Below are 19,733 nucleotides of genomic sequence, written 5' to 3'. Positions count from 1 at the left end.
TTTAGCTGTCAACAGTTAACAAATAAATATCAGTTTTCAAGGTTATACTTTATTATTTTTATTTCAAAAATCCAATTATTAAAAATATAAAGTTTCGACCTCCTCTCTTGCTTGACTGAGCAAGAGACTTTTCTATTTCTGTTTATATAATTTGTTAATTTTATTATTAAAAATCTCTAAAATTGGATTTGATAAAATCAATAATTGATATATTTGTAATTAAGTTAAAAATAAATCTGTTTAACACAAAGGATAATAATAATGTCTAATACAGTTGACACGATTGATACAGTTGATACAGATATAATAAAATCCTTCAAAGGCGATCCTTGTCTTGGTAATCTATCCACCCCTATTAATGATTCTCCTTTAGCTAGAGCTTTCATTAATAATTTACCTGCCTATCGTAAAGGGTTAACTCCTTTCATGAGAGGACTTGAAATTGGTATGGCTCACGGGTATTTTCTTGTCGGGCCAGAAGTTGTAATTGGCCCTTTACGAGAATCAGCACATGGAGCAAATCTCAGTGGATTAATAACTGCAATATATATAGCTGTGTCTGCTTGTTTGGGAATTTCCATTTTTGCGATTACAACATTCCAAGGAAATCCGAAAGGTTCTTATAGTTCTTATTCCACAGACTCATTAAGACCATTGAGAAGTCGTGAAGAATGGAGTCAATTAAATGGTGGAATTTTTCTTGGTGCAATGGGTGGTGCAGTATTTGCATATTTGCTACTCGAAAACTTTGACTCTTTGGATGCCATCCTTAGAGGAGCAGTTAATGTTAGCTACCTACCGTTTTAATTCCACTAATTTTACTTTGGATAAGTTGGAGTTTCAATTTTGAATTGTAGAGGAGTACATCATGGTAGATATGACACAACTAACAGGTGACTATGCTGCTTCATGGTTACCCTGGATCATGATTCCCCTAATTTTCTATATTTTGCCTTTTCCCGTGTTTGCCATACTATTTTTATGGATTCAAAAAGAAGATTCCGAGCAAATTCAAGAAACAGATAGCAATCTTGCAAAAGTTGGGGAGCTTGAAGCGCCTAAACCGTAAAAGAGTGTTTCTTGAAAGTGACATTTTCACGGGGGTGCTAATTTAGCTGTCAATAAACCCTCTTTAATGAGAAGAACTTACTCGTACACACTGCTCAAAGCTTAACACTGCAAGCGTTTCGCGGGGGACAAAGAAAGAATAGGTGTTTGGGCGATCGCCATATCCTCGCGAAAAATTTACGTATAGAAAGTAACAAGAGGTACTCTTCTTTCTAATTGGAAACTTAAAATTAAATTGTCAAGGTTCTGTTTTTTCCTTTGAGGAGTACAACAGATCACTTTTGTATTTTCAAAGCCCGACGCGCCAACTTAGCATAAGTTTTTACAGTTTCATAAGGCATCCCCAAATCCTGCGCTACCACCTGCAACGATTCCCCCATTTCCCGCCGCGCTAAGATTGTCGCCCATTTTGAGGCTATTTCATCTGCACGTTCTCCCCCTGTACGCTTGCGTTGTGCCTTAAAAATTTCTGTCAAATCCTCAATTCGTTTTGCCAGCATACTTTGTACATCGGGTATATCTTGTACAACCTCAGATGTCCACCCCAAACGTGTTTGTCCCAAACCAAAAGTAGTTTTATGACCTGTACCGCAGTAGGGTGCAAGTTTCCCCAAAGCATAAAATAATTGTTGAAACTCTGACTGATGAGATGCTTCCTTAGTCAAACCAAATTCAATTGCCCCAGTAAATCCTGTAACTGCGCCTTTTTTACCAGCTAATACTTTCATAGTTGTAAGTTGACAGCGAGTAATTAATACGCAACTATCCACCCAATCGAGAAATGCATCCTGATCGACAGGCATTCCTGAAAAGTCATTCCAGCGCCGCAAGTAGCTGTGAAAGACATTTACTGGTACTGGTAAGGGAAAGTGATGGCCTTTACGACGAAAACTGGTAGGACTCAAAAATTTCAGAGTCAGTGTCTCCCCATGCTCAGAATTTAGCAGTTCGGCATAGGTCGTGGGAACATGGGCAATTTGACAAGAACGTATTTTTAAGGGTGCATTTCGCAAATCAACTACACTTGGCAAACTTTCTACCCACTGCGCCAGCCACTCTTGCACTCGACGAGATAAAGCTGTGACACACCAGCGATAGGAGGTGCTGGCAGATAGTTTTACCTGTCTGCCGCTACTGGTTATTTCTCCATCTAAAGCAGAAATAGTAAAAGGTTTTTCTGATTCACCATCGTGGAGATAAGCAGAAAGTTCTGGATCTTGTGAACGCACTTGATCGAGAAACCAAGCGTGGAGTCCTATGGTGTACTGCGGATAAAGGTAAGCATCTTTTTCGGGAACTAACTCAAATTCTAAGCCGATTAACTCCGTCTGTGGTGACCATGTAAGGCGAGATGGAGGTGTATTTGGTTTTTTTTGAGAGCGTCGGGGCATGGTATCATTTGAGCCATGTTTTTTGTATTTTATCTAGTTTTCATCCCCATATGGGGATGAAGGTATGAATAGTTGCTAGTTTCTGAATCGGGCATGATTGCACTATTAGCAAGCACAAATAATTCTTCATAACTCGATTAGCTCAAATTGCAGTACGAGAGCCAGAGGCTCCAGTTCTCGTTACCAGGTTGAACCTGGTAACGAGGGTTTGTGGGCTTGTGCCTCCAGACTGTTGGAACTGGCGCAAGATGTGAAGTAACAAAAACACAGCTTATAAAGATGTAAAGACTGTGCTACCCGCAACTATTCGTTACCGTGAATAATGGGAGCAACTTCAATACCAATCGGGTTAATTTCACCAACTGGCAATGGATTACCTTGCCAGTCACGTTGGGCATCCATATATTGCATCCGTCGCTTAGGTGGAATACAAGCCATAGCTAGCGCCATAGTCATCATCTTTGTTCCACCTGTAATGTCAGCAACTACAGCCTCGTCTTTGTAATCTGATTCGCGGAAAATTTTATCTGCCAAATCCCAAAGTTTTTTGTAATTCCAATCCTCCACACAAAAACCTTGGGAATGGACTTCCAAGCGCTGTCCGTATTGAAAGCTTAAATAGTGTAACAAAATTTGTGCTGTAATTTCAGAACCTTTTACTTGATCGTAGCTTTGGCTGCTAATTAACCAAACATCCCGGAGGTTACCTTTCTCGATATGGTATTCTACAGCTTTTATCTGCGGAAAAAGATTGGAGTTAAATAAGTCGATATTTTGAAAATCTGCAAGTTGCAACTTTTCAATAGGTGTATTGATAATATGTTCTACAAGTGGTTTTAGCTGTTTTTCATCTCGCAACGACTCTTGACGAGGCGAATAGGGACTAAGCAAGAGAATAAGTCCTTTAGCGCCTTTGGGAGGTTCTTTATCAACAACAAACCTTAATCTTTGAGATAGCTTTTTAACGCGCCGACGGTCTAACCACAACCAGTAAATAAACAAAACTCCTACTCCTAAAAATCCGAGGGGATCTGCGCCAGATAGTAAATTAATAATGACTCCAACCACTGCAAAACCTAAAAAATCTAGCGGAGAGCGGGGAGAAAATATATTTTCTAGCGGAGAATTTTGGTTCTGTTTGGGTGCAAGCATTTTGGTTTTTTAGAATATAGTTAACTGAAGCTCTGGCAAATGAATTTGCGGCTACACAAACAAACTTCGCCGACGCGAACTAAGGCAAAATCAAGTACAACAAATAACACTTGCTTTTTTCGGCATTCGGAAGGTTTTAGAAGTAAGAAAACATCATAGTAACTCATATGTAGAACATAGGCTCATTCAGTCTGGTAATTTGCTAATTCTTGCGTCGCCTCTGCTGTCATTTGTTGCCGAATCGATAGGGGTGCAATAAAAAAGTAGGGTGACTGTAGGCAAATAAGCGATCGCCTGATAGAACCGCAGATATAAAAAATCTAGAACTGCCCTCAGTGCATCAGTCGGAACCATATTTAGAAATTACTAGCGGTCTTTAGGTGCGGCGGCAGGTAAAAACTGTTTATGAAAATTTACTTAAGCAAATCAAATAAATTTTTGTATCAAAATTATAGTTAATTTACTCAAATATTCGGAATTTACTGTAAAAATAGATATCTAGTCCCTTGTTATCATGATAAGTTTGCATAATACGTCACATCTAGAAGCTTTAACTGTCATTCAACAAGCAGTATCATATTTAGCTAACTGGGCAGGCTTGCAGTTACCTAGACCTGCTGATTCTAGTGCTATTGAAAAGGCTAGAGAGTATTTGCAATGGCCAAGCGATCGCACACCCAAACCGTTAAGGTTATTATTTGATTTTGTTAAGCTAGAGCCGTCGCCAGGTCAAAATAAACAACATTTTTGGCAACCAAATCTCATTACAGATAAATACCCTACTATTCCCTACCCACAACTTCAAGAACCAACAAAAACTGAACTGGAAGTTTTACAACAGCAGATAAAAAAAGAAATAGGTTTTTTGCAGGACAGCCCGCAAGACAGGGAAAATCTTTCGCTGCTAACGCTAATTCTAGAAAAATTTGGTTCATTCATCAGCTATGGTGAAGAAAATGTGGCATTAATTGATATAGCAAGAACTACAGCTGCGGTTGCGGCTGCCATAGTAAATACAGAAGATTTAAAAACAGCCAAACTTAGCATTGTTGCTGGCGACTTATCGGGAATTCAAAACTTTATTTACACCATATCTTCTGACGGTGCGCTCAAATCATTGCGGGCGCGTAGCTTTTATTTAGAATTAGTTACAGAGGAAGTTGTAGCCCAACTTTTGACACACTTAAACCTTCCCCGCACTAATGTCATATATGCAGGTGGCGGCAATATATATATACTTGCTCCAGGTAATGAAGTGACAAAAAACACTGTAAAGCAAGTTCGGTTGCAGTTTAACCAATGGTTGCGAGAGAAATTCCAAGGAAAAATTTATCTTGCTCTCGATAGTTCAAATGAATTTCCTGTTGCAGATATAGGTAATACTGAATTTAGTAAACATTGGTCGGAAGCTACTAAAAAACTTGCTGCTTATAAAGCGCGTAAATTTGGCGATCACGTTGATGAACTTATCGCATTAACTAAACCATATTACGCCCATACCCCTTGCAAAGTTTGCCATCGTGATGACGAAGAAGTTTTAGAACCGCTAAATAAAAATGAACCAGGTTCGCCGATGGCTTGTAGTACCTGTCGCACCATGTTCGGGTTAGGAGAAAAGCTATTTCGCGTTGATGCCATTGTGCGATCGCAACCGCAAAAGGTGATAGGTAAACAGAAAGATGAGGAGGATAAGCTCTGGTTTCAGCTAGCTGCAAGCGATGGACGTGAAATCAATATTTGTTATCAGCTATTTAGCTATTGGAAGCAAGTAGACTCTAATTCCGATAATGTTTTATTAGTTAATGATTGGAATTTAGAGCATTATAAATTCCGTAGTTTTCGTAATTGTGCGCCAATTCTCCTTGGTAATTATGGCAAGAAAGCGAAAGACGACAATCGTTTTCTGCGTGTCGAAGAGATGGCAGATATTTCTCAAGGTATCAAACGAGTCGGTTATTTACGAATGGATGTTGATAGATTAGGTCAAATCTTTGCTAAGGGTTTGAAGGACAATCAAACATTGCCAAGATTAGCTGGATTATCACGGCAAATGAGCTATTTTTTTAAAGTATATCTCAATAGTCTGGCTACTAATCGCAGGGATAATATTCCAAGAGAAATTAAACAATTACCTAATAGTAGTAAATCACCAAACAATAATAGTACAGACAAAACATCATCTGACGATCAGGGTAAAAATATACTTTTTATCTACGCTGGAGGAGACGATTTATTTGTTAGTGGTGCTTGGAATGAAATTGTTGATTTTTCCTTCGATATTTACCAATGCTTTCGTGCTTATACAGGGCATCATCCAGATATTACACTTTCAGCAGGTGTTAGTATTGCCGAGCCTAAGTTTCCTCTTTATAAAGCGGCTGAGGAATCAGGAGATGCAGAAAAGCAAGCTAAGAATAACGGACGCGATAGTTTAAGTTTATTCAACCAAGTATTTAAATGGGATGAATGGTTAGGAATTGAAATAAAAAATCTTCAGCATTTAGATGAAGAAGATGAAGTACAAAAGAAAATTATTGGATACCTTAAACAAGAAGATAACCCAGCCATTTGGGGTATATTACCTTTTGTAGATAGATTAGAACGCCAAAATATTGGAAAAGACTTTTCCCGTAACTTTGTCCGTAATTTATTGATTACAGCAGAACTTCAAGAGCAAGCTTTAAAAAAGATTGAAGACAAAAAATCAAATTATGCAATAGAAACACGTTATTATCTACACCTTCCTAAAATAGCCTATACGTTAGCAAGATTACCGCAAAACGTATTAGAGGATGATGAATTCCGCACTTCCTTGAAAAACCCACATAACGCTCCTTACTTTCGAGCGATCGCAACTTGGATTGAACTACTAAATCGCAACTCTTAAAATATGTCACAAACCGATATTCAAAAACCAATTGTTGACCAAATCAAGATAACTATTACAGGATTGAAAGATGGGCTAAAAACCTATCCCATACGTGACTTAGTTAAACACGCCGAAAAATTTGGCCCGTATCTCAAACAACAGCGTCTGGAAACCAACCAAGTTCGCAAATTTCTAGATGCCATTAATCAAATAAAAGCTCTACTTGCACAACAAGATGAGGATAAAAATCTGCAAGAAGAATTAGAAAGCATTCAAAGACAAGCAGAAAAAGAAAAGGAAGAGACTAAGAAAGACAAAAAGATTACGGAAGATAATTTGAACGTTAAACTCCAAAATATCCAAAAACAAGCTGATGACAAGAAAGACAAATTGATTTTTGCAAAAATAGAGGCTGATGTTGTATTACTAAAACCCAAACTTGCTTATGCAGCCGCACGCCAGCGTTCCGCCAAACCGTTAGAAGAAGTAATTTCAGTAGCAATTGATAAAGTTGAAAGTGCAAAAGATTTTGAACGCCTGGTTCAATTAATCGAATCAATCATTGCCTATCATAAAGCCGAAGGTGGAAAATAATTTATGCCCGCATCCCTCGAACAAAAATCCTTAGTTGGTAAATTTATCCTAAAAAGCCAAATAGAGGTCAAAACCGGCTTGCATATTGGTGGAGGTGGTGAAAACCTGGATATTGGCGGACTTGATAAACCTGTTATACGCGATCCTTTAACGCAGTATCCCTATCTTCCTGGTTCTTCTATCAAAGGTAAGTTACGTGCGATTACAGAAAGGTTAACAAATAAACCTCTCAATCGCCCTAGTGGTAGTAATACTTATCGCTATGAAAGCGATGATTTAGCGGATGGATTTAGCGAAGTCGGTGGACTCTTAATTCGTTATGAAGGTGCGTCTACTTGTCTAGTTTCTCGATTATTTGGTTCGACAGGTACTAATTGTTGGATAGATACAGATACAGTCGCATCTCAAGGATTGGAAAGCGTACAAAATGCTCAACGCCGACATATTGCTTGGGCTACTAATAGTCGCACGGGTAGGTTTGTTGAAAATGCTAACAATCAATTAAATGCAGGGGAAACAGTTGGAGAATACATCAAAGTCAAAGGACGCAACTGTCCAGCACGCTTAATTGTCCGCGATTCCCATTTATCACCCCAATCAGCCGAACAACTCAAAAAAGTAGACACAGGTCTATTTATGACCGAATGGAAATTTGAAAACGGTATAGATCGCGTTACCGCAGCAGCTAATCCTCGGCAATTTGAGCGTGTTCCCGCAGGTTCGATATTTGAGTTTGAGCTTGTTTACACTGTCGAAAATCCTGAACAAGCCATTAAAGATTTAGAAAATATTGCGATCGCTCTAGCAATTCTTGAAGACGATGCTTTAGGAGGTCACGGTTCTAGAGGTTACGGCAAAGTAGAATTTAAAAAATTCAATTTCTTTTACCGGGATTTAGAGTATTACCGTCGAATTACCAATACTCCTAACGATAGTTCAGAGACAGAAGAAATTCCATCTGCTAATAATATCCAAGAACTTTTAGATAACTTTACTGGGTTAAGCGAAAACATCCAACGGCGATTACCAGGGAGCTAAATATGGGTAAATGGCAACTTGTCAAACTCAACTTCGGACTGTCAAGCGTCCATTTCGGGGAGCTGGGTATCGGCATGGAAGAGTCAAAAGAACGAGTACGTTCAGATACTTTGTTTAGTGCTTGGGTAAGTAATTACGCACGGCTATTTGGGAAAAAACCCGTTGAAGAATTGTTAAAAAAGTTTCTTCAACCCAAACCCCCGATGCGAATAAGTTCGACTTTTATCTACCGCGAATGCAAGAATAATACCAAAAATTATACTATTTTCTACCTTCCCCGCCCCTTGAAATTTCCTATTAATTATCCACATGGTGGTGATTTAGATAGTAAACAAGATGATTTAACCTTCTTTAAAACCTACAAATCTCTTAATTACTTACCGCTTGATATTTGGCAGCGTTGGTATCGGGGAGAAGGGTTTACTAAAGAAGATGCTCAAGAACTGACTGATAAAACCAAAGGTAACGCTAAAGGTAAACTTAAAGAAGCTGGTACGTTTGATTACAAAGAAGCATTCAAAAATCACAAACTTCCTAAAGTTGCCATAGATAGGACAACTAGCACCACTAATTTTTACCATACAGGATACGTAAAATTCAATTGGGAGCAAAATGGTAGCAGTATCAAAAGCTTATCTGGGCTGTATTTCCTAGTATATTTCGAGGATAATAACCCCCAACTTATTACAGAATTGAAAGCAGCATTGGACTTGCTGGGAGAAGAGGGGATTGGGGGAGAACGTTCAAGCGGTGCAGGGCTATTCAAAGCCGAATGGTTAGATTTAAAGGATGTTTCCCCTACTTGGGAAAATATCGTCAAATCCTCAGATGAATTAGCTTATCAGTGCTTAATTAGTTTGTTTTGGGATGACGATAAATCTATCCTTGAGCAATTAATGAATTCTCACAGCAGCTACGACATCCAAGAACGGGGTGGATGGTTTTCTGATGGCAATATTCGCCGCCAGATGGTAAGGATGTTTGCAGAAGGTTCGGTGTTTCCAATTGCACCGCAGGGAAAACTAGCCGATGTAACTCCCAGTGAATTCAAAGCACACAAAATATATCGTAGTGGAATTGGTTTAAGTCTTCCTATCAAAGTACAAATCTAAAATTTAATATCTAAAATGCTTCCTTCTATTGCCCTCAAAAAGCCCGAAGTTTACGAGTCAAAAAAAATACAATTAACTAGCCCTATCTTGCATATTGGTTCGGCAGTATCGAGGTTAAACCCTTTTGAATACGTGCAAACATCCAAAAAAGTTTATCTTCCCAACCAAGATGCCCTTGCCAAAGCCCTGCACAAGAAAGGTGGTAGATATCTCAATGACTATATCCAAGCAATTAGCGATCGCCAAGATATCAGCAACCTACTTAAAGATGCGTTTGGGGAACAGTGGTGGAGTGCGACTGATAGCAACGGAGAGTTGATTTTCCCGAAAAATGCCATTAGCCAAAAGCTGACAGACGATCGCATCACCGATTTGCGTCCGATGATTCGTAATGGCATGGGGCAGCTATATATACCAGGTTCGTCGATTAAAGGGGCAATTAGAACTGCGATCGCATATTACTTGCTCAAACATGGCGATCGCTACAACGTACCCAAAAATCAAAAAGTTAGCGACATCGAAAAGGTTTTAAGAAATAAATTAGGAACTCTTAATAAGTATCAGCAAAAATCTGCTGATGACGATATATTTATGGACACTTTATTCTCAGAATACACTCTTATATATCAAGGTAAAAGATATAACGGTAGCAGTCAAAACACCGATTTTTTTAGAGCGCTAAGTGTTAGTGATTGCGAACCTCTAATTGAAGGTAAGATTACCACTAAAAAAGGACAATCAATCCCCATTAACTTACCCGTTGTTGCCGAAATAATTGTATCCAGTCGCTTTCCTGATTATCTAGCAAAGTATAGAGCATCTCTTTACGTCGAGATGGTACGAAATGTCCAGACAACATTTACCGTGACACTCGATACAGAAATGCTTTCTTGGTTTCAGCATAAACAAGGAATGAAATTACCATTTCAAAATCTAGACGAACTTATCAAAATTTGTCACGAGTTTAGTCAAGAACAATGGGATTATGAACACGATTATTGGAACGATATTATAAATAATCCACATGCAGCAGGAAGGGATTTAGATTTTAATGACATTCGCCAATTTTACGAACCTGAAGAATGCCCATTTACCATACGATTAGGTTGGGGTAGTGGAATGATGGCAACAACTATTGGTTTATGCCTTGACGATGAAGTAAGAGAAGAAATTCGTAATACTTGTGGTTTAAAAGCACCGGGTTTTGAAGCTCCAAAGTCTAGACGATCAGTAGTGAGTTCAAATGGCAAAATTAAGTTTACACCAGGATGGCTTAAGCTCAAAGTCTTATAGTTATTATTTTTATTTAATCTTATGATTGGAAAAATAATTCGTGAGCAATATAAGCTCACATACCTTTTGGGAGGAGGAGGATTTGGTCGTGCTTATCTAGCTAAAGATGCTAAGTCGTATGATAGTATTTGGTGTGTTGTAAAACAACTTTATCCTTCAATAAATCCATTCAATCCAGTAGATTTTAAGACAGCTAAACGTCTATTTTACACTGAAGCCGAAACTCTTAAACTTTTAGGACAGCATGATAGAATTCCTAAACTATTTGACTTTTTTGAAGAAGACAACCAATTATATTTAGTAGAAGAGTTTATAGATGGATATGAATTAAGTGAAGAGTTAGAAAATAGAATTTTTAGTGAAAAAGAAGTATATGAGTTAGTAGTAGATATTCTTGAAATACTTCAATTCGTACAGATAAATAATGTAATTCATCGTGATATTTCACCTGATAATTTAGTTAAAAGGAAACAAGATAACAAATTAGTTCTGATTGATTTTGGCTCTGTAAAACAGGTATTGATTGATAATGATGGTCAACGAAGGCGCACTAAGACAATTACAATTGGTAAAAAAGATTATATGCCAGATGAACAAGCAAATGGTAGACCAGGGTTTTTTAGTGATGTATATGCTGTGGGTGTAATTGCAATTCAAGCCTTGATTGGTAATGTACCATCACGAGATTATGAGACTGGTGAAATTATGTGGCGCAATATTATAAATATTAATCAAGATTTGGCAGACATTTTAGATAAGATGACAAGTTGTTATTTTAAACACCGTTATCAATCTGCATCAGAAGTCTTGATTGATTTACAAAAAATTTCATCTAATTATATCAATTTAGAAATTATTCGGTCACAAAATTTCAAATATAGTTATAGTCAACAATGGTATATTAGAGGCAATTATCTTAAAAATAGAAAACATCATGAAGAAGCTATTTTGCTATATAAAAAAGTTCTAGAAATAAATCCTACACATTGTAAAGCTATTTTTAATATAGGTATTGCACATAGTTATTTGAAAAATTATAGTGCTGCAATAGAGGTATATGATTATTTGCTAAATATAAAACCAAATTGTATCGAAGCTTTATCGCATAAAAGAATAATTTTAAATAAATTAAGGTCATACGAAGAAGCTATCATAACCTTGAGAATGGTAATTCATTGTCAACCCAACCAAGCGCTCTATTTTATCAGGCACTTGTGCTAAAAGAAATCATCGAGTAAAAAAGCTTTATGTAACCATCAAAAAGCAATTAAATTAAAATATATTTATACAAATCTTCTTACTTGAATAGTTAAATAAAAATATTATTAACAATGGTAATTTATTCAACTTGGACATTAACCGTATCTGAACCCACTATTTTACCGCGTTCTTACAATCTAGAACTCGTCAAAGTCTTACATAATCAAATAGGATTAGAAATTGGAACTGAAAAAATTTCCTCAACATCATTTTCTGGAATATGCGGTCATTTTTTCACAGAACAGGATTTTATAATTTTTGAACCACAAAAATTTTATCAATTATCTTTATGCGGTTTAAAACAAAACTCAAGTAAAACTATTGCTGAAGTAAATCTCAACGAATACCTCGAATTTCTTGGTGCTAAGTTTAATATCATCAACCGTGAAGATAAAATTACCAGCTACGAAGAACTTTATACTCAATTAGTCGCAAACGAACCTGAACCAGTACGTCGATTTGATTTGCAATTTACAACTCCAACAGCCTTTAGACAATCTAGTGGTAGCCTACCTTTACCGTTACCTTCTTTAATGTTTCGCAGTTGGTTGGAACGCTGGAATAATTTTGCTCCTATTTATTTAGGTGGAGATGAATTAATTGCCTATTTAAGTAATGCTGTTCTCCTTAAGCATCACAAAATTCAAACACGCAGTTGGCAATTACAAAAGGGTTATGTCAATGGATTTGTGGGTGATGTGACTCTACAAATTTCTCACCGCACAGATTCTTTACTAGCAAATGTAGCAAATTTGTTGGTGCAATATTCTCAATTTGCAGGAACTGGTATCAAAACCAGATTAGGAATGGGACAGACACAAGTAAAAATTAACAAAATTTAAAGGTGTTTTTACTATGCGAACTATCATTACATTTCTTAATGATAAAGGTTTGAAGTCAGGAACCGTTTATAGTTGGCAAGATAAAGAATATGAAGGTGGTGTATTTAGCCTAGCACTGCGTCAGTTTGTAGAACATGACCGAATGTTGGTGTGCAATACTCCAGAAGCTGAAGAGAAAACATGGCCTGCACTACAGGCTTTAAATGATTCCCGAATTCAACCCATCGCAATTCCTAAAGGGGAAAATACAGCCGAAATGTGGGAAATTTTCAACGCTATTACTGCACAAGTTAACCACGGTGAAACAGTAATATTTGATATTACCCACGGGTTACGATCGCTTCCGTTTTTAGTATTTTTGTTTGCTGCTTACCTCAAATCAGCTAAACAGGTAAGTATTGATGCTATTTATTATGGTGCTTTTGAATTAGGTAAACCAGCCCCAGTTATTGATTTATCCGAATTTGTCAGTATTATTGATTGGCTGATAGCTACCAATCAGTTTGTAAAAGCAGGCGATGGAGAGGTGCTTTCTGATTTATTAAAAAAAGGAATGCCATCCAGTATCGAACTACGCGATGATATCGATGATGCACGAAAACTTAACAATCATCTTAAATCAGCATCTACAGCTATTGAATCTATTTCTTTAGCCTTACGCCTGACTCGACCAATAGAAACGATGCAGCAGGCAACTAAACTAGAAAAAGCTTTAGAAAAAGCTGCCCCTAGCATTGCCAAACGAGCGCAACCATTTAGTATTTTAGCCAATCAAGTAGTTCAAGAATACGGTCAATTTGCACTTGAGAAACCAAGAGATAATTCACAATTAGCTACCAATTTACGGTTACAGCTAAACATGATTCAATGGTATCGTGATAGACAGCAAATAGTACAAGCAGTAACTTTAACACGGGAATGGATTGTTTCTGTTTTAGCCCTCGAATTTGAAGAACCAATGTTTGATAATAGAGATGGACGGGCTGAAGTAGAACAAGCTTTAAATAATGGAGTAAAGAAAAGGCAGAAAAAAGCAATTGATAAGCCTAGCCGTTGTGATGAAAAGCTTGAAGTCTTACCAGATATAGATGAATTAATCAATCGTTGGCAGCAAATTACAGAATTAAGAAATGATATTGCCCATGTTGGAATGAATCTTTTCCCCAAAACAGCCCAACAACTTCAAAATAGTTTTGAGAGAATATATCCATTTCTTCCAGAACTAGCACAATCGCTGTTATCAGCACAATAATACATTATTTAACTTCATTGGTTAAAACCATATTTTATTGTATTTATGCCCAAAATCCTCTTCGTTCCCGTCGGCGGTTCCTTCCAACCCATCGTCACCGCCATCCGTAGCTTACAACCCGATCGCATAATTTTCATTGCCTCCGATGGCGAAAAAGGTAGCAAGTCACAAGTCATCGGCGAAGGAACCCCTTGTGAAGTGCGTAGAGGTGCAGAAGTTATTGAAAGATTACCCAATATTCCCACACAGTTAGGGTTAGGCGATCGCTTTCAAGAACAACGGGATTTAATTTTGGTACAAAACCCAGACGATTTAAGCGAATGCTATCCTAAGATTCACGCTTTCATCCGCAATTTGCAGCAACAAGCAAGCCATGAGATTATGGCTGACTACACTGGTGGAACTAAAACTTTATCGGCGGCGTTAGTAATGGCGGCAGTTGATTGCGGGATTTCTCTGTACCTCACCATTGCAGCAAGGGATAACCTGGTGAAGGTTGAACGGGGAGAATTGACGCAAAGAGTAGACACGAGTTTTCGCCGCTACAGTAATTAAATGCGATCACATTCTCACAGCCAGCATTCCGTTTTTGCAAAAAGCCCTGCATTCTAGAAGGGTGAGGCTATACAAAGCAAACCCACATAGGCGGGCTGAAATATATTAGCCCACGAAGGTGGGCTTTGTCTGTGTAGCGATACCCTTCTAGGGTATTGCGTCAAAATAGAGATGCTTCCTGCTTTTCAATTGAAAACTTAATGTTGATCTAATATGTAATTGTCAAGGTTCTAAATTTTATTCCCAGCAGTGTAACAGATTACTCCTTAACTTTCTACCAGCGATCGCATCTTAAATGATTGTAGTGTGATGCACACCTTAACTGGTTCAATCCCAAAAAAATCCCTCGAATCGATAAAGTATTGTCGGCGTCAATTTAATGTACAAATGGAGAATACCGGATTTGAACCGGTGGCCTCTGCGGTGCGATCGCAGCGCTCTACCAACTGAGCTAATTCCCCAAACTGCCAGTGTTTTCCGCCATTAGCCATTCTAGCATTCACTTGCTGTAGGTTGGCATTGGCGCTGTAGGTAAACTTCCTGTACCCGTTCTAGTTCCAAGTCAGTTAGATAATCTACAGTCCAGTTTGCCTGACGCTGAAGCATATGAAAAGGGTAAGTATTCGCTACACCCACTACTTGCATCCCAGCTTGTTTTGCTGCTTGAATTCCTGCGGGAGTATCTTCTATCACTAAACATTCATTTGGTTGAAGATTTAGTTTGGGATCTGCTTGATTAAGGTATTCCACAGCTAATAAATAACCGTCTGGCTCTGGTTTACTAGCAGTAATATCATCTCCAGCTACGATTACACAAAAGTGTTGAGCTAATTTAGCGCGTTCTAGTACAAGTTCTATTTCTTTACGGATTGCACCACTAACTAAAGCTAACTTTAAGTTACGCGATCGCACTTGAAATATCAAATCATCTAAACCAGGATACAAAGGCAGTTTTTCCAGCTTTTCTAATTCCTGCACGTACAGATGTGCCTTCTTTTGCAACAACTGAGTTAAATATTCTTCACTTACAACTCGACCGCGATTTTTGAGTATATCCCGCACACAGGCGCGATCGCTGCGTCCGAGGCAAATTTCTTTGTACTCACCCGGTTTGAGAGTAAGATTTTCTTCGATTAGGATTTGCTTAATCAGTTGTTCGTGGATCGACTCATCATTAATGATGACGCCATTAAAATCAAACAGAACTGCCTTTAGAGTCATGCCGTTGTATTGAAAGCTGGAGAGGGAAAGCCCTGCAAATCTTTGTTGTCTAATGTTTTATTTGTTGGTGTAGAAGTGTACTGCCGCATATTCACTTCAGCAACTTCTTCTGCTGTTGGTATCGGTTTTATGCCGCTAGAAACTTGATGTATCCACCATACATCCTGGGTTTGCACTGCTTCAAATCCTGCTGCACCCATCCATGCATCCATATTGCCAGCTGCATACTCACGAATATACGGCTCCTCAAACACATCATTGAGCCATTCTAACTGACTTAGGGTCTTTTGATTACCATCGAGAATCAGTACTTGTCCACCTACCTTCAGCAATCGGAAGCTTTCTTGCAGAATTGCCTGTGATACTCTTGACGGTGTTTCGTGAAATAACAAAGCAGCCGTCACTAAGTCAAAAGAATCGCGAGCAAAACCTGTCTTTTCGGCATTACCGTATCGCCAGTGAATATTTAAAGCTGCACTTTCGGCTTTATGGCTAGCTCTTACTAGCATATAAGGCGACAAATCTAAACCAATAACTTCTGCTTCTGGGAAAGTTTGCTTGAGCATTAATGTTGTCGATCCTGTACCGCACCCTAAATCCAGAATGCGACGTGGCTGTACTTTGACAGCATCAATTAAAGCCTGGCGTACCCAAACCTCATTTGGTGGTAGTACGTACTGAGTAACAGCGTCGTAGGTAACCGCCGCGCCAGATTTTAGATATCCGCCCTGAATGCCGTGAAAGTTTTGAGTGCTGTAGTAAGCAGGAACTGTAACGTCAGCACGTCGGAAGCGATCGCTTTCCTTCTCCCAATCCACACTCTCAGCGTAGCGCCGCAACCCCTCTTCATCGATGAAATAACGTACTACAGGAGACAAAAAACGCTCCCAAATTGTATCTTGACGAACTGCCATAGGATTGTTTCAGAATGGATGACTGTTTCTACTACAGTCATTTTCTTTACATATTTTAATATATCTGTGCGAAAGATACTTTCCTCCTTTAGGGATAGGCTTGACATTTGTTAGCTTTAATAATACATTAATAATACATACACAATACATAAATTACTGCCTCTCAAAAAGAAGGAAGCAATTTAAATTGTTAATTGTGTTTTTATTAGTAGTTAACCACCAAAATCTTATATATGCCTTACGAAGAATTAGAAATTTCTACACCATCTCCAGTTTTATCTTGGGCAAATCACCCTTTAGGCTCAGAAGAAATTAAGATGGCAAAAAATGTAGCATCATTGCCATTTGTATTTAAACACGTAGCATTAATGCCAGATGTTCACTTAGGAAAAGGAGCTTTAGTTGGTTCTGTAATTGCTACAAAAGAAGCTATTATCCCTGCGGCTGTGGGTGTAGATGTTGGTTGCGGTATGGGTGCAATTAAAACTCCATTCAAGGGTGAACAACTAGAAGGAAAATTAAAGAAAATTAGGCAAGATATTGAAGCAGCAATTCCTACTGGTTTCAATGAAAATAAAGATGTAGAAAAAAGTGTTACCAATTGGCAACGATGGCGTGATTTTCCTGACTTGCATTCAGGAGTGCAAGACTTACAAGGCAAAGCCATGAGACAAATGGGTTCTCTCGGTGGGGGTGAAAGATTGCCCCTTACTGTAGTAATACAGTAATCAAAACTCGTCCAAATCGGTGAAAGCTGAGATTGCTAATACCGAGGGAAGCGGTAAAACGCCCCGTAGAGAGCAGAGGGACTTGGGCATCCTAAAATCATTTAGGATGAAAGTGTGCTCCGAACTATACCGAATCGGAAGGTATAGAATCAAGCAGAAATGTCTTGGTCGATTGCAACTTTCATTCGTGATATTGGGGAGTAATGAAACCACAAAAATTTTTGGACACCTGAAGAAGATAAATTTATTACTACCCATTCGGTTGAGCGTTCGATGAAAGTGTTAGGTAGAAGTCGAAACAGTGTTGAAATGAGACTGTGGAGACTTGGCAAGCTTAACAAGCAATTAGTAACAAATTGAATCATTTTATTGAAGTTTGTCTCGATACAGAAAACCAAGTTTGGCTGATGTTGCATTCCGGTTCCCGCAATATCGGTAATATGCTTGCTCAGTGCCATATTAGTACAGCCAAGGAATTGGCTAAGATGGCAGGTAATAAATTAGCCGATCCGGATTTAGCCTATTTTGTAGCTGGTACGCCGGAATTTCAGGCATATTGGCGAGATTTGCAGTGGGCGCAGGACTATGCGCGTTTCAATCGCAATGTGATGATGGCCCGTTTCAAGCACATTATCGAGAAGCACCTGGCGGGTGGAAAGGCAACTAAACCCTTATTAGAAGTGAATTGCCATCACAATTACGCCGAAAAAGAAGTGCATTTTGGCGAGGAAGTATATGTAACTCGCAAAGGTGCAGTCCGCGCCCAACAGGAAGATTACGGCATTATTCCTGGTTCAATGGGGGCAATATCTTATATCGTCAAAGGTAAAGGTCATGCCCATAGTTTTTGTTCTTGTTCTCACGGTGCAGGACGTTTGCTATCAAGAAATAAAGCAAAAAATGTCTATACTCTTGATGATTTGATAGAGCAAACAAAAGGTGTTGAATGTCGAAAAGATACGGGTGTTTTAGATGAAATTCCTGGAGCTTACAAACCAATCGACCAAGTTATGGAAAATCAATCTGATTTGGTGGAAATTGTGGCAACTCTCAAGCAGGTTGTTTGCGTGAAGGGATGAATCAACACTTTACTGAAGGCAGGAGGAAATATAGCATCAGTCTCTGTAACGCTTTGACTGATTGTGTAAAGTAAACTTGACATTAAGAAAAGTTTGCTTTACTATAGCCGTGTAGCGGTAAAAAAGAGCTATGCAGATAAATTCGTTTGCAAGTAATGAAAAACCGTCTACGCATTCTTAGAACTGAGCATAATTGGTCACAAGCAGAATTGGCAGAACGCCTGGGTGTGAGTCGCCAAACCATTAACGCTATCGAGACGGGCAAGTACGATCCAAGTCTTCCGCTTGCTTTCCAAATTGCCCAGCTATTTGACTCCTCAATTGAAGAAATTTTTTTTCCAGAGGAAGGGGCTATGTTCCTACAGCCACAATCACTAAAAGCTGAACAGCTACTTAAATCTCCGTTTGTGAGATTTACGCCTAAAGCAGTAAGAGTTATTGAGCTTGCCCAAGAAGAGTCTCGCCGTCTAGGTCATAATTTTGTCGGCACAGAACAAATTCTGATTGGATTGATTTTAGAAGGAACTGGAATTGCAGCCGAAGTTCTGAGAACATTTGGAGTAACGTTGGAAAATACCCGCGCGGAAGTAGAAAAAATTATCGGTCGTGGATCTGGGATTTTTTCTGTAGGGATACCTTTCACACCTAAAACCAAACTTATGTTGGATTTCGCTGTTGAGGAATCCGACACATTGGGACATTACTACATTGATACGGAAAGTCTTTTACTAGCCTTACTTCGGGTAACTGATGGGTTAGCGGTGAAAGTCCTGAAAAAACAGGGGGTAGATCTAGAACATCTGAGGCTGAAAGTTTTGGAAGTAGCGCCAAGAGGCTCGGATATACAAATAGGGAAAGCGATCGCCGCCCAAATAAAAAAAGGAGGACAATATTTGGGTGAAACTCCCATAGATTTTACCTCTGGGGAAATTAGCGCTAGATTTTGTGCATTGTTGTTTGCTTGGGTGGAACCTCGGAAATTAGGCCATGTGATTGGCTCTAGTACTGGATTCCAGCTGCCTAACGGGGATGTATTGGCTCCACGAATTTCTTTTGTGTTGCGCGATCGCCTCAAACGAGCACCGCGAGTTTATCCAGAATTAGTGCCAGATTTAGTAGTAGAAATTAAATCTGCGTTTGATCAATTCGCACCTTTGCAAGAAAAAATCCAACGGTTTTTAGAACTGGGAGTGCAGGTAGGATTGCTAATTAATCCAGATGAGCGGACTTTAGCTGTTTACCGTGCTAACAATCAGGTGACAGAATTAACAGATGAAGACAAGCTCGCTATTCCAGAGTTGTTACCTGAGTGGGAACTTTCAATATCTCAACTATGGCCACCCGCATTTAAGTGACGTACGCAAC

The 19,733-nt window shown here is 38.7% G+C and carries 16 protein-coding genes, 1 tRNA gene and 2 pseudogenes; 14 read left to right on the top strand and 5 right to left on the bottom strand.

All coding sequences use genetic code 11. The features are described 5' to 3' along the window. Positions 1-261: 261 nt before the first annotated feature. Together UYC_RS0104280 and UYC_RS35310 are read left to right on the top strand one after the other, a co-directional pair. A complete protein-coding gene (locus UYC_RS0104280; RefSeq protein WP_016873409.1) occupies positions 262-807 on the top strand; it encodes a photosystem I reaction center subunit XI in 546 nt (181 codons plus the stop codon). Positions 808-868: 61 nt separating this feature from the next. Then, positions 869-1,069 (top strand): photosystem I reaction center subunit VIII, encoded by a 201-nt coding sequence (locus UYC_RS35310; protein ID WP_016873408.1) that lies wholly within the window; start codon positions 869-871, stop codon positions 1,067-1,069. Between the two features lie 274 nt (positions 1,070-1,343). Here the strand turns inward: UYC_RS35310 and cas6 (UYC_RS0104270) are convergent, their stop codons facing one another. After that, positions 1,344-2,459: a CRISPR-associated endoribonuclease Cas6 gene (cas6, locus tag UYC_RS0104270; RefSeq protein WP_016873407.1), complete on the bottom strand. Its 1,116-nt coding sequence runs from the start codon at positions 2,457-2,459 to the stop codon at positions 1,344-1,346. Positions 2,460-2,762: 303 nt separating this feature from the next. Then, complete coding sequence (locus UYC_RS0104265) at positions 2,763-3,611, bottom strand: hypothetical protein (RefSeq protein ID WP_016873406.1); 849 nt, start codon at positions 3,609-3,611, stop codon at positions 2,763-2,765. 514 nt (positions 3,612-4,125) lie between these two features. Here UYC_RS0104265 and cas10 point away from each other — a divergent pair. The 9 genes from cas10 (at position 4,126) to UYC_RS0104220 (ending at position 14,426) form a co-directional block, all read left to right on the top strand. After that, positions 4,126-6,498: a type III-A CRISPR-associated protein Cas10/Csm1 gene (gene cas10, locus UYC_RS0104260; RefSeq protein ID WP_016873405.1), complete on the top strand. Its 2,373-nt coding sequence runs from the start codon at positions 4,126-4,128 to the stop codon at positions 6,496-6,498. Between the two features lie 3 nt (positions 6,499-6,501). Further along, a complete protein-coding gene (gene csm2, locus UYC_RS0104255; RefSeq protein ID WP_016873404.1) occupies positions 6,502-7,074 on the top strand; it encodes a type III-A CRISPR-associated protein Csm2 in 573 nt (190 codons plus the stop codon). A gap of 3 nt (positions 7,075-7,077) precedes the next feature. Beyond that, positions 7,078-8,112, top strand: a complete 1,035-nt coding sequence (gene csm3, locus UYC_RS0104250) for a type III-A CRISPR-associated RAMP protein Csm3 (RefSeq protein WP_016873403.1) — start codon at positions 7,078-7,080, stop codon at positions 8,110-8,112. A 2-nt stretch (positions 8,113-8,114) separates the two neighbouring features. Beyond that, positions 8,115-9,224, top strand: a complete 1,110-nt coding sequence (gene csm4 / locus UYC_RS0104245) for a type III-A CRISPR-associated RAMP protein Csm4 (protein WP_016873402.1) — start codon at positions 8,115-8,117, stop codon at positions 9,222-9,224. Positions 9,225-9,239: 15 nt separating this feature from the next. Continuing rightward, positions 9,240-10,517 (top strand): type III-A CRISPR-associated RAMP protein Csm5, encoded by a 1,278-nt coding sequence (gene csm5, locus UYC_RS0104240; protein ID WP_016873401.1) that lies wholly within the window; start codon positions 9,240-9,242, stop codon positions 10,515-10,517. A 21-nt stretch (positions 10,518-10,538) separates the two neighbouring features. Continuing rightward, positions 10,539-11,738, top strand: coding sequence for a protein kinase domain-containing protein (locus tag UYC_RS0104235; protein ID WP_016873400.1), 1,200 nt, complete (start codon positions 10,539-10,541; stop codon positions 11,736-11,738). Between the two features lie 110 nt (positions 11,739-11,848). Beyond that, complete coding sequence (gene cas6, locus UYC_RS0104230; protein ID WP_016873399.1) at positions 11,849-12,619, top strand: CRISPR system precrRNA processing endoribonuclease RAMP protein Cas6; 771 nt, start codon at positions 11,849-11,851, stop codon at positions 12,617-12,619. A 13-nt stretch (positions 12,620-12,632) separates the two neighbouring features. Further along, entirely contained in the window at positions 12,633-13,871 is a 1,239-nt protein-coding gene (gene csx2 / locus UYC_RS0104225) for a TIGR02221 family CRISPR-associated protein (protein WP_016873398.1), read from the top strand. 45 nt (positions 13,872-13,916) lie between these two features. Beyond that, positions 13,917-14,426 carry a hypothetical protein gene (locus UYC_RS0104220; protein ID WP_016873397.1) on the top strand — a complete coding sequence of 170 codons (510 nt, stop codon included), beginning with the start codon at positions 13,917-13,919 and terminating at the stop codon, positions 14,424-14,426. A 388-nt stretch (positions 14,427-14,814) separates the two neighbouring features. Here UYC_RS0104220 and UYC_RS0104215 read toward each other — a convergent pair. The 3 genes from UYC_RS0104215 to UYC_RS0104205 form a co-directional block, all read right to left on the bottom strand. Next, positions 14,815-14,887 (bottom strand) — tRNA-Ala (locus UYC_RS0104215). 31 nt (positions 14,888-14,918) lie between these two features. Beyond that, positions 14,919-15,647: an HAD family hydrolase gene (locus tag UYC_RS0104210; RefSeq protein WP_016873396.1), complete on the bottom strand. Its 729-nt coding sequence runs from the start codon at positions 15,645-15,647 to the stop codon at positions 14,919-14,921. Then, positions 15,644-16,561, bottom strand: coding sequence for a class I SAM-dependent methyltransferase (locus tag UYC_RS0104205; protein ID WP_016873395.1), 918 nt, complete (start codon positions 16,559-16,561; stop codon positions 15,644-15,646). The genes UYC_RS0104210 and UYC_RS0104205 overlap by 4 nt, the downstream gene beginning before the upstream one ends. Positions 16,562-16,794: 233 nt before the next feature. Between UYC_RS0104205 and UYC_RS35305 the strand changes: the two are divergent. The 3 genes and pseudogenes from UYC_RS35305 to UYC_RS40295 form a co-directional block, all read left to right on the top strand. Next, positions 16,795-17,256: pseudogene (locus UYC_RS35305) on the top strand (RtcB family protein); the annotation flags it as partial. 392 nt (positions 17,257-17,648) lie between these two features. Continuing rightward, positions 17,649-18,368 (top strand): annotated as a pseudogene (locus UYC_RS35300) (RtcB family protein); the annotation flags it as partial. A 155-nt stretch (positions 18,369-18,523) separates the two neighbouring features. Beyond that, positions 18,524-19,723, top strand: coding sequence for a Clp protease N-terminal domain-containing protein (locus tag UYC_RS40295; RefSeq protein WP_016873394.1), 1,200 nt, complete (start codon positions 18,524-18,526; stop codon positions 19,721-19,723). The last annotated feature ends 10 nt before the right edge of the window (positions 19,724-19,733 follow it).

Source organism: Chlorogloeopsis fritschii PCC 6912, from assembly GCF_000317285.1.
Taxonomy (GTDB): domain Bacteria; phylum Cyanobacteriota; class Cyanobacteriia; order Cyanobacteriales; family Nostocaceae; genus Chlorogloeopsis; species Chlorogloeopsis fritschii.
This window is presented reverse-complemented; position numbering and strand designations above follow the sequence as displayed.